Consider the following 13,526-nt stretch of genomic DNA (forward strand, 5'->3'; position numbering starts at 1 on the left):
GTCAAGTGGTTTGACTTAATAGCGGATGAGATAACAACGCCGCCAGGGAGGGCGGAATACCGCAGTCGTATCGCCGGGGCCGGTGGGTCGGTCAATCCGGCAGTTGCACTTACCAATCTGGGAGGAACAGGAATGCTGAAAACAACAAGCAAGATGCTGCTGGGTGTTGCCTTCGCCGGTGGCCTGATGATGCCGCACGCTTTCGCGGAAACCTCGCTCAATGCGCTGTTTATGGCGCAGGCCGCCTACAGTGAGGCCGACGTGCGCGCCATGACGGAGGCTTTCACCAAGGCCAACCCGGACATCAAGGTCAATCTTGAATTCGTTCCCTATGAGGGCCTGCACGACAAGACCGTTCTTGCGCAGGGGTCCGGCGGCTACGACGTCGTTTTGTTCGATGTTATCTGGCCGGCCGAATATGCCACCAACAACGTGCTGGTCGATGTCTCCTCGCGCATCACCGACGAGATGAAGAAGGGCGTTTTGCCGGGGGCATGGACCACGGTCCAGTATGACGGCAAGTCATATGGCATTCCCTGGATCCTCGACACCAAGTACCTGTTCTACAACAAGGAAATCCTCGAGAAGGCGGGCATCACCGCGCCGCCGAAGACGTGGGACGAATTGTCTGAACAGGCCAAGACGATCAAGGACAAGGGCCTACTTGAAACGCCAATCGCCTGGAGCTGGGCACAGGCGGAAGCCGCGATCTGCGACTACACTACGCTGGTCAGCGCCTATCGCGGCGAGTTCCTGAAGGACGGCAAGCCGGACTTCCAGACAGGCGGCGGTCTCGACGCCCTGAACTACATGGTCGCGAGCTACAAGTCGGGTCTCACCAACCCGAACTCGAAGGAATTCCTCGAAGAGGACGTGCGCAAGGTATTCCAGAACGGCGAAGCCGCCTTCGCGCTTAACTGGACCTATATGTACAACCTCGCCAACGATCCGAAGGAAAGCAAGGTCGCCGGCAAGGTCGGCATCGTGCCCGCGCCGGGCGTCGCCGGAAAGAGCGACATTTCGGCCATGAATGGCTCGATGGGGCTTGGCATCACCAGCACCAGCAAGAGCCCCGACGAGGCGTGGAAATACGTTGCCTTCATGACCTCGCAGGCGACGCAGAATGAGTATGCCAAGCTCAGCCTGCCGATCTGGGCATCGTCCTATGACGATCCGGCTGTGACCAAGGGCCAGGAAGAATTGATCGCTGCGGCCAAGGTGGGTCTCGCCGCCATGTATCCGCGCCCGACCACGCCGAAGTATCAGGAACTGTCGACGGCGTTGCAGCAGGCCATCCAGGAAGCCTTGCTCGGCCAGGCTTCGCCTGAAGATGCCTTGAAGACCGCAGCGGAAAACAGCGGCCTCTAGCATCGCCTCGGGGTTCCGTGACGCTGTCGCCGTCACGGAACCTTTTCACAAATCGACACCCGATCCGGACCGCGCACGGCAGCGCGGTTTGAGGCGGGCTTTTTATTCCGGGAACCAAGCATTCATGTCCGGCCCCTTCATGACAACACGTGCGTGGCTGCTGATGCTGCCGCTCCTTGCGGTCATGATCGCCGTGATCGGCTGGCCACTGGTGGATACGATCGGCCTTTCGTTCACCAACGCCAAGCTGGTCGGGACGAGCGGGACATTCGTCGGTTTCGACAACTATGCGAAGATGCTGTCGAGCTCCAATTTCCAGCGCACGCTTTACACGACCGCATGGTTCGCCATCGTTTCGGTTGCAGTCGAAATGGTCATCGGCGTGCTGACTGCCCTGTTGCTCAATCAGGAATTCCACGGCCGTTTCATTCTGCGCGCATTGATGATCCTGCCTTGGGCCCTGCCCACGGTGGTCAACGCGACGCTGTGGCGGCTGATCTACAATCCGGAATACGGCGCGCTGAACGCCGCGCTGACGCAGATTGGCATCATCGACAGCTACCGCTCGTGGCTGGGTGAACCCGCGACGGCTATGACGGCGCTCATCATCGCCGATACGTGGAAGAATTTTCCGCTGGTCACGCTGATCGCCTTGGCAGCCCTTCAGGCCGTGCCGCGCGACATCAGGGCCGCCGCGCTGGTCGATGGTGCCGGACCCTTCGCGCGCTTTCGTTTCGTCACGCTGCCCTTCATCGTCGGACCGCTGATGGTGGCGCTGGTGCTGCGCACCATCGAGGCCTTCAAGGTGTTCGACATCATCTGGGTGATGACGCGCGGCGGCCCCGCCAACAGCACGCGCACCTTGTCGATCCTCGTCTATCAGGAAGCTTTCTCGTTCCAGCGGGCCGGTTCTGGTGCCTCGCTTGCCCTTATCGTGACGCTGCTCGTTACCGTTCTGGCCGCCAGCTATGCCGTCCTTGTGCGCAAGACTGCGGGGAGCGCACGCTGATGGGACCGAAGAGCCTTGCCTTCACCATCTTCGTCCATGCCTGTGCCTTGCTGCTTGCGGTGGTGATCCTTGCCCCCGTCGCCTGGCTCTTCGTCATGAGCATTTCGCCTGCAACCGATCTTTCTGCCAAGCCGTTGCACTGGTGGCCGCAAGAGGCTGATTTCTCGCGCTACAAGCTGTTGCTCTCGACGGTCGAAAACAGCGCCGGCGCTGCCTTCACCGCGGCTTTGCGCAACAGCATCGAGGTCGCCGGCATGGCGACGCTCGCCGCCCTCGCCGTAGCCATTCCGGCCGGCTGGGCGGTGTCGCGCACGCCATCGGTCGGCTGGTCGTTGTCCATGGTCATCGCCACCTACATGCTGCCGCCGGTGGCGCTGGCGGTGCCGCTCTATATGGGTCTCGCCCATCTTGGCATGCTCAACAACGTGTTCGGGCTGGCGCTGGTCTACCTCACCATCCTGGCGCCGTTCACGACATGGCTGATGAAATCCGGCTTCGACACCATCCCGCGCGAGATCGAGGCGGCGGCGATGATGGACGGCGCCAATCTGTTCCAGACGCTGCGCCGCATCACGCTGCCGCTCGCCATGCCTGTCGTCGCGACCTCGGCCCTGTTTGCCTTCCTGCTTGCCTGGGACGAGTTCTTCTATGCGCTGCTTTTCACGTCCGACCAGCGCGCCAAGACCCTGACGGTCACCATCGCCGATCTCGCCGGTGGCCGCATCGCCGACTACGGCTTGATCGCAACCGCAGGCGTTCTGGCTGCGCTGCCGCCGGTCTTCATCGGGCTCGTCATGCAGCGCGCCCTCATTTCCGGCCTGACCAGTGGAGGCGTCAAAGGATGACGGCAGTGACAACAAAAGCGCGGCCGGCAGGGCTCGTCGCCATCGATCGCGAGATGGCGCGCCAGCGCAGCGATGCGCTTGCGTCCTTTGGGCAAGCCACCGAGGCCGCCGCCAAGGTCGCCGCTTCGTTGAAGAAAACGGGCCGCGCGCTTCTGCTCGGCATGGGTGGCTCGCATGCGGTCAATCGCGCAGTCGAGCCGCTCTACCGCGACCTCGGCATCGATGCCGTTGCGCTGCCATTGTCGGAACAACTCGGCCAGCCGCTGCCACTGACCGGCAGGACGGTGCTGATCAGTTCCCAGTCGGGCGAAAGCGCCGAGGTCGTCAGGTGGTTTTCCGAAACCGGCGGAACCGAGGACACGTTTGGGCTGACCCTTGAAGGCGGCTCGTTCCTTGCCCGCACCGCTACCTGTCTGGTTGGCGCGGGTGGAACCGAACTTGCCTTTGCGGCCACGCGCAGCCTGACCGTAACCTTTGCCCTGCACCTCGCCGTTCTGGCCGCACTCGGCCAGGATCCGGCGTCGGCGCTTGCCGCTTTGGAAGCACCATCTGAAGCCGACATCGAGCCGGCGCTTGCCGCTCTTCGCAATGTTGCCACCGTCGTCACATCCGGCCGACGCCTGCAAGGCGTCGCCGAAGCGCTGGCGCTCGGGCTGGTCGAACTGTCGCGCCGCCCCTGCTTTTCGCTGGAGGGCGGCCAGTTGCGCCACGGGCCGATGGAAATGCTCGGGCCCGGGATCGGCGTTATCCTGTTTCGCGGTGACGATGCCACCGCAGGTCTTGTGACCGCCATGGCGTCGTCCGTGATCGAGGCCGGCGCGCCGGTCGTCATGTTCGATTCCTCATCGTCTGGACCGGTGGATGGTGCTGTAAGCCTGCGCTTTTCACCTGCATCGGGAATGGCTGCGATCTTCGCCATGCTGCCGGTTGCGCAGCGCTTGATGATTGCCTTCGCCGATGAGCGCGTCGAGAACGCCGGTACGCCCGTGCGTTCAACCAAGATTACACGGAGCGAATGAATGCGGCCCTTGGCAGTGATCGGCAACGTCAATGTCGACCTCATCATGGGGCCGGTTGCGCCTTGGCCGCAGTCCGGAACCGAATTCATCGTGGAGCATGACGAATTGCGCGTCGGCGGTGCGGCGGGCAATGCCGCCCTTGCGTGGCAGGCGCTCGGCGTCGATTTCGACATCGCCTCCAACATCGGCTCCGACCAGTTCGGCATCTGGCTGCGGGCAGCCTTCGGCAGCTATGCCGACAAGTGGCCCGTCTGCCGTGAAAGCACGACGGTTTCAGTCGGCATCACGCATCCCGACGGCGAGCGGACCTTTTTCACCACGCTCGGCCATCTGCCGCGTTTCAGCCTTGCCGATGCCTTCTCTGTGCTTGACGGGCAGCGGCTTGCCGGCGGCTTTCTGCTGGTGTGCGGCTCGTTCCTGACTCCCTTGCTGGCCAAGGACTACGACGCTCTTTTCGACTGGGCCGACCGCCACGATATTTCGGTGGCTCTCGATACCGGTTGGCCGACCGATGGCTGGACGGACGCAAACAAAATGCTGGCCCGCCGCTGGCTGTCGCGTTCGCGCATTGCCCTGTTCAACGAGATCGAGACGACGACGCTTGCAGGCGTTGGCGATACTGTGGAAGCCGCACGCGCGATCCGTGCCGTGATGGCTGATGGCGCGACCGTGGTGGTCAAGCGTGGCCCTGACGGTGCGCAGGCGATGGGTCCCGATGGCAAGCTGATTTCCGCCGCCGCTCCGAAGGTCGATGTCGTTGACACCATCGGCGCAGGCGATGTTTTCAACGCCGCATTTCTTGCAGCGCTTGCCCGCGGCAAGTCGCTTGCCGCCAGCCTTTCGGACGGTACGCGGGTCGCCTCGCAGGCGATTTCCACGTCGCCACGCTCCTATGGCGAAATGCCTCCCGCGGCGGCCCGCAGCGCCTGACCCTAGCCCTTGTTCGGCCCGGAGGGATTGAGCACGCGGGCGTAAAGCTCGCCGACGATGCCGCGCCGGAAGATCAGCACGCACACCATGAAGATCAGGCCGGTGGCGATCGTCACTGGGAAATCGGACGTGGCAAGCGAGTTCTGCAAGCCGACGACCAGCCCCGCGCCGATGATCGGGCCGACCATGGTGCCGATACCGCCCAAAAGCGTCATCAGGATCACTTCGCCCGACATCTGCCAGGCAACATCGGTCAGCGTTGCGAACTGGAAGATGATTGCCTTGAGCGAGCCGGCAAGCCCCGACAGCGCCGCCGACATGACGAAGGCGGCCAGCTTGTAGTTCGCGACCGAATAGCCAAGCGATATGGCCCGGTTCTCGTTCTCGCGAATGGAGCGCAGAATCATGCCGAAGGGTGAGTTGACGATGCGCCAGATGGCGAACACGCCAAGCAGGAAAACGACCAGCACGAAATAGTAGATGTTGAATTCCTTATGCAGGTCGACAAGTCCGAAAAGCAGGCCGCGCGGCACGCCCTGTATGCCGTCCTCGCCGCCGGTGAAGCCTGCCTGCACGCAGAAGAAGAAGAACATCTGGGCAAGCGCCAGCGTGATCATGGCGAAGTAGATGCCCTGGCGACGGATGGCGAAGAAACCCATGATGAGACCGAGGACGGCCGCACCGATGACGCCGATCAATATGCCGATTTCCGGAGGCAGGCCCCAGACCTTGACCGCATGCGCGGTGAAATATGCGGCGCCGCCGAAGAAGGCGGCATGGCCGAACGACAAAAGGCCGGTGTAGCCGAGCAGAAGGTTGAAGGCGCAGGCAAACAGCGCAAAGCACAGCATCTTCATCATGAAGATCGGATAGATGAAGAAGGGCGCGGCGAGCAGCGCCACGATGCCGATGGCAATCAGCACCCATTCCAGCCTTGCAGATGCCTTGGTGCGGGCGTCGCTGAGCGTCATTTCGGCCATGTCAGGCGTCCTTTCCAAACAAGCCGGCGGGGCGCACGAGAAGCACGATGGCCATGATGACGAAAATCACGATGTTGGAGGCTTCCGGGTAGAAGACCTTGGTCAAACCTTCTGCAAGGCCCAGCATATAGCCGGTGACGATGGCTCCCATGATGGAACCCATGCCACCGACGACGACGACGGCAAACACCACGATGATCAGGTTCGATCCCATCAGCGGGCTGACCTGATAGACAGGGGCCGCCAGTATGCCGGCGAGGCCCGCTAGCGCGGAACCGAGCCCATATGTCAGCGTCAGCAAAAGGGGCACATTGACGCCGAAGGCCTGCACGAGGCGCGGGTTTTCCGTCGCGGCGCGCAGATAGGCGCCAAGCTTGGTCTTTTCGATGGCGAACCATGTGCCAAGGCACACGGCGAGCGATGCTACCACGACCCAGCCGCGATAGTTGGGCAGGAACATGAAGCCGAGGTTCGTGCCGCCGGCAAGCAGGTCCGGCACCGAATACGGGTTGCCCGACACGCCGAAATAATAACGGAAAATGCCTTCGATCACCAAGGCGAGGCCGAAGGTGAACAGGAGGCCGTAGAGCGGGTCGATGTCGTAAAGCTTCGATAGCGCCAGCCGCTCGATGACGATGCCGGTGATGCCGACAATGATCGGCACGATGAGCAGTGCCGGCCAGTAGCCTATGCCCATATGGGTCAACAGCAGATAGCCGACAAAAGCGCCCAGCATGTACTGGGCGCCATGGGCAAAGTTGATGACGCGCAGCAGGCCGAAAATGATGGCGAGCCCGAGGCTGAGCATCGCATAGAACGAACCGTTGATGAGGCCGACCAGCAACTGGCCGAGAAACGCTTGCAGGGGGATGCCAAAGATCATTGTCATGTCGGCCTCACACGCCCAGCACTTCGTGAAGTTGCTCCATCCGGTCTGGCAGTTCGCCAACCGGGAAGCCGGCCATGACCTTGCCGTGCTCCATCAGGTAGAAGCGGTCGGCGATGCGGCTGGCAAAGCGGAAATTCTGTTCGACCAGCAGGATGGTCATGCCGCGCTGCTTCAGCGTCGCCAGCAATTCGCCAATGCGCTGCACGATGACCGGGGCCAAGCCCTCGGTCGGTTCGTCGAGCAACAGCATCTTTACCCCGGTGCGCAGCATACGCGCAATCGCCAGCATCTGCTGCTCGCCGCCGGAGAGCTTGGTGCCCTGGCTGTTGCGGCGTTCCTTCAGGTTTGGAAACAGGTCGAAGATTTCCTCCACACTCATGCCGCCCTTGGCGACCACGGGCGGCAGGATGAGGTTCTCGTCCACCGTCAGCGTGGCGAAGATGCCCCGCTCCTCGGGCACATAGCCCAGACCGGCCCGCGCGGTGTGATGCAGCGGCATGCGCATCAGGTCCTTGCCGTCGAAGGAGATTTCTCCGGTCCGCTTGCGGATAAGGCCCATGATGGAGCGCAGCGTCGTCGTCTTGCCGACGCCGTTGCGGCCGAGCAGCGTCACCGTCTCGCCCTGAAAGACTTCGAGGTCCACGCCATGAAGCGCGTGGCTTTCGCCGTACCAGGCGTTGAGGCCGCGCACGGAAAGCAGGGGGGCGTCAGTCATGTTCCGTCCCCATATAGGCAACCTTCACGCGCTCGTCCTGGCTGACGGTCGCATAGTCGCCGGCTGCAAGGATTTCGCCGCGTTGCAGCACCGTTATCCAGTCGCACAGATCAGCGACCACGGTCAGGTTGTGTTCGACCATCAAAACAGCGCGGTCGCCGGCAACGGAGCGGATGATGTTGGAAACCATGCCGACGTCCTCGTGGCCCATGCCGGCCATCGGTTCGTCGAGCAAAAGCACCTTGGGGTCGAGGGCCAGCGTCGTGGCGATTTCCAGAACGCGCTTGCGGCCATAGGAGAGATCGCCGGCCAGTTTGTTTCTGGCGTCATCCAGCCCAACCGAGCGGAGCAACTCCTCGGCGCGTGGCGTCAAGCTGTCTAGCGCCGATAGCGAACGCCAGAATTGGATGCCGAGGCCGTTCGGGCGCTGCAGCGCGACGCGCACATTGTCGAGAACGCTGAGAAAGGGAAAGATTGCCGAGATCTGGAACGAGCGCACCAGTCCCATCCGCGCCACCTTGGCGGGCGAGGTGTTGGTGATGTCGGTCCCCAGAAGTTCGATCCTGCCGGCGCTTGGCTGCAGGAACTTGGTAAGCAGGTTGAATACTGTGGTCTTGCCGGCCCCGTTGGGGCCGATCAAGGCGTGGATCTTGCCGTGATGGATGTCGAGATCCACGTTGTTGACGGCAATGAAGCCGGCAAAATCACGGCGCAGGCCGCGGGCGGAAAGCACCACCCGCGGCTGCTCTTGGTTGGCAACTGACGCCACTGTCGTGCCGGCCTTTGCGATCACTTGACCAGCGGGCAGCCGCTCTCGGCCGGCTTGATGTAGGCTTCGTCGCCCGGAACCGTCGCCACCACCTTGTAATAGTCCCAAGGCTTGGTGCTTTCGGAAGGCTTCTTCACTTCCATCAGGTACATGTCATAGATCATGCGGCCGTTGGCGCCGACCTTGCCGCCGCGAGCGAATACGTCTTCGACCGGCATGGAGTGCAGTTCCTTGGCGACGGCTTCCGTCTCGTCGGTGCCTGCCTTGTCGATCGCCTTCAGATACTGCAGGACGGCCGAATAAGTGCCAGCCTGGATCATGTTGGGCATGCGGCCGGTCTTGTCGAAGAAGCGCTGGCTGAACTTGCGCGATTCATCGTCGCGATCCCAATAGAAGCCTTCGGTCAGGGTCAGGCCCTGGGCCGCTTCGAGGCCGAGGCCGTGCACTTCGGACAGGGTGAACAGCAAAGCTGCCATACGCTGGCCGCCGGCAACGATGCCGAATTCGGCTGCCTGCTTGATGGCGTTGGCGGTGTCGAGGCCTGCATTGGCGAGGCCGACGACCTTGGCGCCCGACGACTGGGCCTGCAGCAGGAAGGACGAGTAGTCGGTGGTCGCCAGAGGATGGCGAACTGCGCCAAGCACCTTGCCGCCCTGCGACTTGACGAAGTTGGACGTCTGTTCCTCGAGCGAATAGCCGAATGCGTAGTCGGCGGTCAGGAAGAACCAGGTGTCGCCGCCTTGCTTGACCAGCGCGCCGCCGGTGCCGACTGCGAGCGCATGCGTGTCGTAGGCCCAGTGGAAGCCGTAGGGTGAGCACGCCTTGCCGGTCAGGTCGGCGGTTGCCGCACCGGTCACCATGTCGATCTTCTTCTTTTCGGCGGAGATGCCCTGAACGGCAAGTGCGACCGACGAGGTCGTCAACTCCATGATCGAGTCGACCTGCTCAGTGTCATACCACTGGCGCGCGATGTTGGAGGCGATGTCGGCCTTGTTCTGGTGATCGGCGGTGATCACCTCGACCGGTGCGCCCTGCACCGTGCCGCCGAAGTCCTCGACCGCCATCTTCGCGGCTTCGAACGACCATTTGCCGCCGAAGTCGGCATAGACGCCGGACTGGTCGTTGAGAATGCCGATCTTGACTTTGCCGTCGGAAATCTCGGCAGCCGAAGCCGGGATCACCGTGGCAGCCAGCAGCGCTGCCGATACCAGAGACAAAATTTTCACTTAACTACCTCCCTGTGGGCAAACCGCGGGCGATCGCCGAAGCTTGCCGATATGTCAAAAATAGCCGTCCAGTCGTGGCGTCGTCACGGAAGAACCTTGGTTGTTATAGGTATTCCGTTGGCGGAACCCGCGTAGTGGCGACCGTGTCGATATGCGTGCATTGCGATGCTAGCATTCGCATCGTGCGTCTGAGAACGGTGACTTTTGTCTAACACCGTGCGTTACCTCGGCCACAGTGGCCTCCGCGATAAATGAGTTCACGACCTAAGTCTGATTGCGGGAAACGCCGTTCTCGCCCATGAGTTTCGCATGCGCAGTGACAAGAATAGCGGCCATGGCGATGTTGATGCCGTGGACCAGGGCGAGTGGGACTACATCATCGTGGGTGCCGGCTCGGCCGGCTGCGTGCTTGCCAACCGATTGAGCGCCGACCCCCGCAACCGCGTGCTTTTGCTGGAAGCCGGCGGCAGCGACAACTATCACTGGGTTCACATTCCCGTCGGTTATCTTTTCTGCATCGGCAATCCGCGCACGGACTGGTGCTACAACACCGACGAGGAAAAAGGCCTCAATGGCCGCTCGCTGCTCTATCCGCGCGGCAAGGTTCTCGGCGGCTGCTCCTCCATCAACGGCATGATCTACATGCGCGGCCAGGCGCGCGACTACGATCAATGGCGTCAACTGGGCAATCCCGGCTGGGGCTGGGATGACGTGCTGCCGCTGTTTCGCCGTTCCGAAGATCACTACAGCCGCAGCGATGCCAGCCACGGGCAGGGCGGACCGCTCCGGGTCGAGCGGCAGCGCTTGAGCTGGCCTATCCTCGATGCGGTCACCGAAGCAGCGGCCGAACTCGGCATTCCCTCGACGGACGACTTCAACACCGGAAACAACGAAGGCGCCGGCTATTTCGAGGTGAACCAGAAGAACGGCGTGCGCTTCAGCGCGTCCCGCGCTTTTCTCAAGCCCGTGCGAAACCGCCCGAACCTGCGCGTTGCGACGCACGCGGCTGCCGAACGCATCGTCTTTGACGGTCGCCGCGCCAGCGCGATCCTCTATCGCGGTGCCGATGGTCGCCTCGCCAGGGCGCGGGTCGGGCGCGAACTTCTGTTGTCAGCCGGTGCGATCAATTCGCCGCAACTCTTGCAACTTTCCGGCGTCGGCCCCGCCGCCTTGCTGAAGGCGAACGGCATCGATGTCGTGCATGAGCTTTCGGGCGTCGGCGAGAACCTGCAGGATCATCTGCAGATCCGCACGGCTTTTCGCATAACGGGCGCGCGCACCCTCAACGAGCGTCAGGCAAGCTTGTGGGGCAAGGCAGGCATTGCGCTTGAATATGCATTGAAACGCTCCGGGCCGATGTCGATGGCGCCCAGCCAATACGGCATTTTCATGCGCTCCGACGAGCGCTTCGACACGCCCAACATCGAGTTCCACGTGCAGCCCCTGTCACTGGAGAAATTCGGCGATCCTCTGCACACGTTCCCTGCCATCACAGTGTCGGTCTGCAATCTGCGCCCTCAATCGCGCGGCCATGTGCGCATCCGCTCCGCCGAGGCAAACGCTGCGCCATCCATCGCACCGAATTACCTTTCCACCGATGCCGACCGCGAGATCGCGGCGCAATCGGTGATGCATGCAAGGCGGCTGATGGCCACGAAGCGCATGAGCGAATTCAGGCCGGAGGAATTCAAGCCGGGAACGCATCTCAGCACGACGGAAGAACTTGCGCGCGCCGCCGGAGACATTGCCACCACAATCTTCCACCCGGTGGGCACGGCCAAGATGGGCACCGATGCGCAGTCGGTGGTCGATCCTCAACTGAGGGTGCATGGCATGGAGCGTCTGCGCGTGGTCGATGCTTCCATCATGCCCACCATCGTTTCCGGCAACACGCATGCGCCCACCGTCATGATCGCCGAAAAGGCGTCCGACATGATTCTGGGCGCTGCTTGAGCGTGTGGTTCAACCATTTGCCATGACATGGCGATGCGCCGTATGGTGCAGTGCAGTATATTTCGATAGCTTGCTGCGGTTCTCGCAGATGGGGCGCCAATTCGGTCGGGAGGATCAGAATGGATTTTTCGTCGGTCGAGCGCGACTACAGCAAGGCACGCGCGAACTACTCCCTTGCCATGCCGGAGCATTTCAACTTCGCTTTCGACGTCATAGACGATTGGGCCACGCGCGACGACCACACCGCCATCATCGCGGTTTCGCGTGACGGCGAGACGGTAGAGCGTCTCCCTTTTTCCTTCTTCAGCGAAAGCTCGAACCGCTTTGCAAATGCGTTGCGCACCATTGGGATCGAAGCGGGGGATTTTGCCTGCGTCGTCGTCGGGCGGGTGCCCGCCTGGTACACGGTGCTGTTCGGCTGCATGAAGGCAGGCGTCGTCTCGATGCCGGGCACCAACCTGCTCACCGCGCACGACATCGCCTACCGGGTCAATCATTCCGGCGCGCGCGCCGTCGTCGTCACCTCTGAACATTGCGCCAAGGTCGATACGATCCGCGCAGAATGCCCTTCGCTTACCACCTTCATCGTGGTTGACGGCGCCCGCGAGGGCTGGCTGTCGCTCGATGCCTTGCTGGCGGACGCCTCGCCGCTGATCGATCGCGCTGCGTTTCCGAAAACCCGCAGCACCGACATGATGATGGCCTACTTCACCTCCGGCACGACCTCGATGCCGAAGATGGTGCCGCGCGACTATGGTTCGGGCCTCGCCCATGCGGCGACCGGCCTGTTCTGGATGGACCTGCGGCGTGAGGATACGCATTGGTCGCTTACCGACACCGGCTGGGCCAAGGCGGCATGGGGCATCCTGTTTCCGCAATTGCTGCTCGGCACGCCGACGGTGCTTTACAATGGCGAGACGGCCTTCAACGCCGATCTCCATTTGCGCCTGATCGGCAAGCTCAAGGTCACGACCTTCTGCGCGCCGCCCACAGTGTTCCGCCTATTCGCGCAGCAGGACCTCAAGCAATACGATCTTTCCAGCATACGCCGCTCGCTCAGCGCCGGCGAACCGCTCAATCCCGAGGTCATGCGGGTATGGAAGGAAGCGACGGGAACGCTGATCGCGGACGGCTACGGCCAGACCGAAACGATCAACATCGTCGCCAATTTCCCGGGTGAGGAAGTGCGCCACGGTTCGATGGGCAAACCGGTGCCGGGCTTCGACGTCGATGTGGTGGACGACGATGGCAACCGCCAGCCGGAAGGCGAGGTCGGCCATATCGCGGTCAAGATCACGGAACCGTTTCCCAACGGGCTTTTCCGCGGCTACTACAAGGACAAGGGTGCGCTCGACACCGCAGCGTTCCGCAATGGCTGGTACTACACCGGCGATACGGCCCGGCGCGACAAGGACGGCTATTTGTGGTTCGTCGGGCGCTCGGACGACCTGATATCGTCGGCAGGCTATCGCATCAGCCCGTTCGAGGTTGAAAGCGCGCTGATCGAGCACAAGGCAGTTGCCGAGAGCGCCGTCGTCGGCAAGCCCGACGCCACGCGCGGCGAGATCGTCAAGGCCTACATCATGCTCGCCAATGGCTTCGAGCCCTCCGACGAACTGGCGCGCGATATCCAGGATTTCTGCCGCAACCTGACCGCGCCCTACAAATACCCGCGCGAGATCGAATTCGTCGAAGCCTTGCCCAAGACCATTTCGGGCAAGATCCGGCGGGTTGACCTGCGCAAGGCGGCCAAAGACAAGTAGGCACAAGCTTACACGTCGACAGGATCGTCGACATGTAGGCCGTTGCGGGGAAATCCGCCC

12 protein-coding genes are annotated in these 13,526 nt (G+C 62.3%); 7 read left to right on the plus strand and 5 right to left on the minus strand.

Annotated elements, in window-relative coordinates:
- The first annotated feature begins 132 nt into the window (after positions 1-132).
- The 5 genes from ACODTY_RS15055 to ACODTY_RS15075 all read left to right on the plus strand — a co-directional run bounded on the left by ACODTY_RS15055 (position 133) and on the right by ACODTY_RS15075 (position 5,171).
- Entirely contained in the window at positions 133-1,368 is a 1,236-nt protein-coding gene (locus tag ACODTY_RS15055) for an extracellular solute-binding protein (protein ID WP_488995026.1), read from the plus strand.
- A 124-nt stretch (positions 1,369-1,492) separates the two neighbouring features.
- On the plus strand, positions 1,493-2,377 hold the full coding sequence (locus ACODTY_RS15060; RefSeq protein WP_488995027.1) for a carbohydrate ABC transporter permease: 885 nt from the start codon (positions 1,493-1,495) through the stop codon (positions 2,375-2,377).
- Positions 2,377-3,222 (plus strand): carbohydrate ABC transporter permease, encoded by an 846-nt coding sequence (locus ACODTY_RS15065; RefSeq protein ID WP_488995028.1) that lies wholly within the window; start codon positions 2,377-2,379, stop codon positions 3,220-3,222. Before ACODTY_RS15060 ends, ACODTY_RS15065 begins: the two co-directional genes overlap by 1 nt.
- A complete protein-coding gene (locus tag ACODTY_RS15070) occupies positions 3,219-4,241 on the plus strand; it encodes an SIS domain-containing protein (RefSeq protein WP_488995029.1) in 1,023 nt (340 codons plus the stop codon). Before ACODTY_RS15065 ends, ACODTY_RS15070 begins: the two co-directional genes overlap by 4 nt.
- Entirely contained in the window at positions 4,242-5,171 is a 930-nt protein-coding gene (locus ACODTY_RS15075; protein ID WP_488995030.1) for a PfkB family carbohydrate kinase, read from the plus strand. It begins immediately after the preceding gene.
- A 2-nt stretch (positions 5,172-5,173) separates the two neighbouring features.
- Here ACODTY_RS15075 and ACODTY_RS15080 read toward each other — a convergent pair whose 3' ends face one another.
- The 5 genes from ACODTY_RS15080 to ACODTY_RS15100 are packed head-to-tail and all read right to left on the minus strand — an operon-like array spanning position 5,174 to position 9,750.
- A complete protein-coding gene (locus tag ACODTY_RS15080) occupies positions 5,174-6,151 on the minus strand; it encodes a branched-chain amino acid ABC transporter permease (RefSeq protein WP_488995031.1) in 978 nt (325 codons plus the stop codon).
- A gap of 1 nt (position 6,152) precedes the next feature.
- Positions 6,153-7,040 carry a branched-chain amino acid ABC transporter permease gene (locus tag ACODTY_RS15085; protein ID WP_488995032.1) on the minus strand — a complete coding sequence of 296 codons (888 nt, stop codon included), beginning with the start codon at positions 7,038-7,040 and terminating at the stop codon, positions 6,153-6,155.
- A 7-nt stretch (positions 7,041-7,047) separates the two neighbouring features.
- Entirely contained in the window at positions 7,048-7,755 is a 708-nt protein-coding gene (locus ACODTY_RS15090) for an ABC transporter ATP-binding protein (RefSeq protein ID WP_488995033.1), read from the minus strand.
- Complete coding sequence (locus ACODTY_RS15095) at positions 7,748-8,524, minus strand: ABC transporter ATP-binding protein (protein ID WP_488995070.1); 777 nt, start codon at positions 8,522-8,524, stop codon at positions 7,748-7,750. Before ACODTY_RS15095 ends, ACODTY_RS15090 begins: the two co-directional genes overlap by 8 nt.
- Before the next feature lie 20 nt (positions 8,525-8,544).
- Positions 8,545-9,750, minus strand: coding sequence for an ABC transporter substrate-binding protein (locus tag ACODTY_RS15100; protein ID WP_488995034.1), 1,206 nt, complete (start codon positions 9,748-9,750; stop codon positions 8,545-8,547).
- 309 nt (positions 9,751-10,059) lie between these two features.
- On the opposite strand from ACODTY_RS15100, the gene ACODTY_RS15105 reads away from it, so the two are divergent.
- Entirely contained in the window at positions 10,060-11,703 is a 1,644-nt protein-coding gene (locus ACODTY_RS15105) for a GMC family oxidoreductase (protein ID WP_488995035.1), read from the plus strand.
- Between the two features lie 119 nt (positions 11,704-11,822).
- Entirely contained in the window at positions 11,823-13,466 is a 1,644-nt protein-coding gene (locus ACODTY_RS15110; RefSeq protein ID WP_488995036.1) for an acetate--CoA ligase, read from the plus strand.
- The last annotated feature ends 60 nt before the right edge of the window (positions 13,467-13,526 follow it).

This window comes from Mesorhizobium sp. FG116, from assembly GCF_057809835.1.

Excerpts from the sequence above, each read along its gene's own strand:
- ACODTY_RS15055 (WP_488995026.1), top strand. The coding sequence starts at position 133 with ATGCTGAAAACAACAAGCAAGATGCTGCTGGGTGTTGCCTTCGCCGGT.
- ACODTY_RS15060 (WP_488995027.1), top strand. The coding sequence starts at position 1,493 with ATGTCCGGCCCCTTCATGACAACACGTGCGTGGCTGCTGATGCTGCCG.
- ACODTY_RS15065 (WP_488995028.1), top strand. The coding sequence starts at position 2,377 with ATGGGACCGAAGAGCCTTGCCTTCACCATCTTCGTCCATGCCTGTGCC.
- ACODTY_RS15070 (WP_488995029.1), top strand. The coding sequence starts at position 3,219 with ATGACGGCAGTGACAACAAAAGCGCGGCCGGCAGGGCTCGTCGCCATC.
- ACODTY_RS15075 (WP_488995030.1), top strand. The coding sequence starts at position 4,242 with ATGCGGCCCTTGGCAGTGATCGGCAACGTCAATGTCGACCTCATCATG.
- ACODTY_RS15080 (WP_488995031.1), bottom strand. The coding sequence starts at position 6,151 with ATGGCCGAAATGACGCTCAGCGACGCCCGCACCAAGGCATCTGCAAGG.
- ACODTY_RS15085 (WP_488995032.1), bottom strand. The coding sequence starts at position 7,040 with ATGACAATGATCTTTGGCATCCCCCTGCAAGCGTTTCTCGGCCAGTTG.
- ACODTY_RS15090 (WP_488995033.1), bottom strand. The coding sequence starts at position 7,755 with ATGACTGACGCCCCCCTGCTTTCCGTGCGCGGCCTCAACGCCTGGTAC.
- ACODTY_RS15105 (WP_488995035.1), top strand. The coding sequence starts at position 10,060 with ATGCGCAGTGACAAGAATAGCGGCCATGGCGATGTTGATGCCGTGGAC.
- ACODTY_RS15110 (WP_488995036.1), top strand. The coding sequence starts at position 11,823 with ATGGATTTTTCGTCGGTCGAGCGCGACTACAGCAAGGCACGCGCGAAC.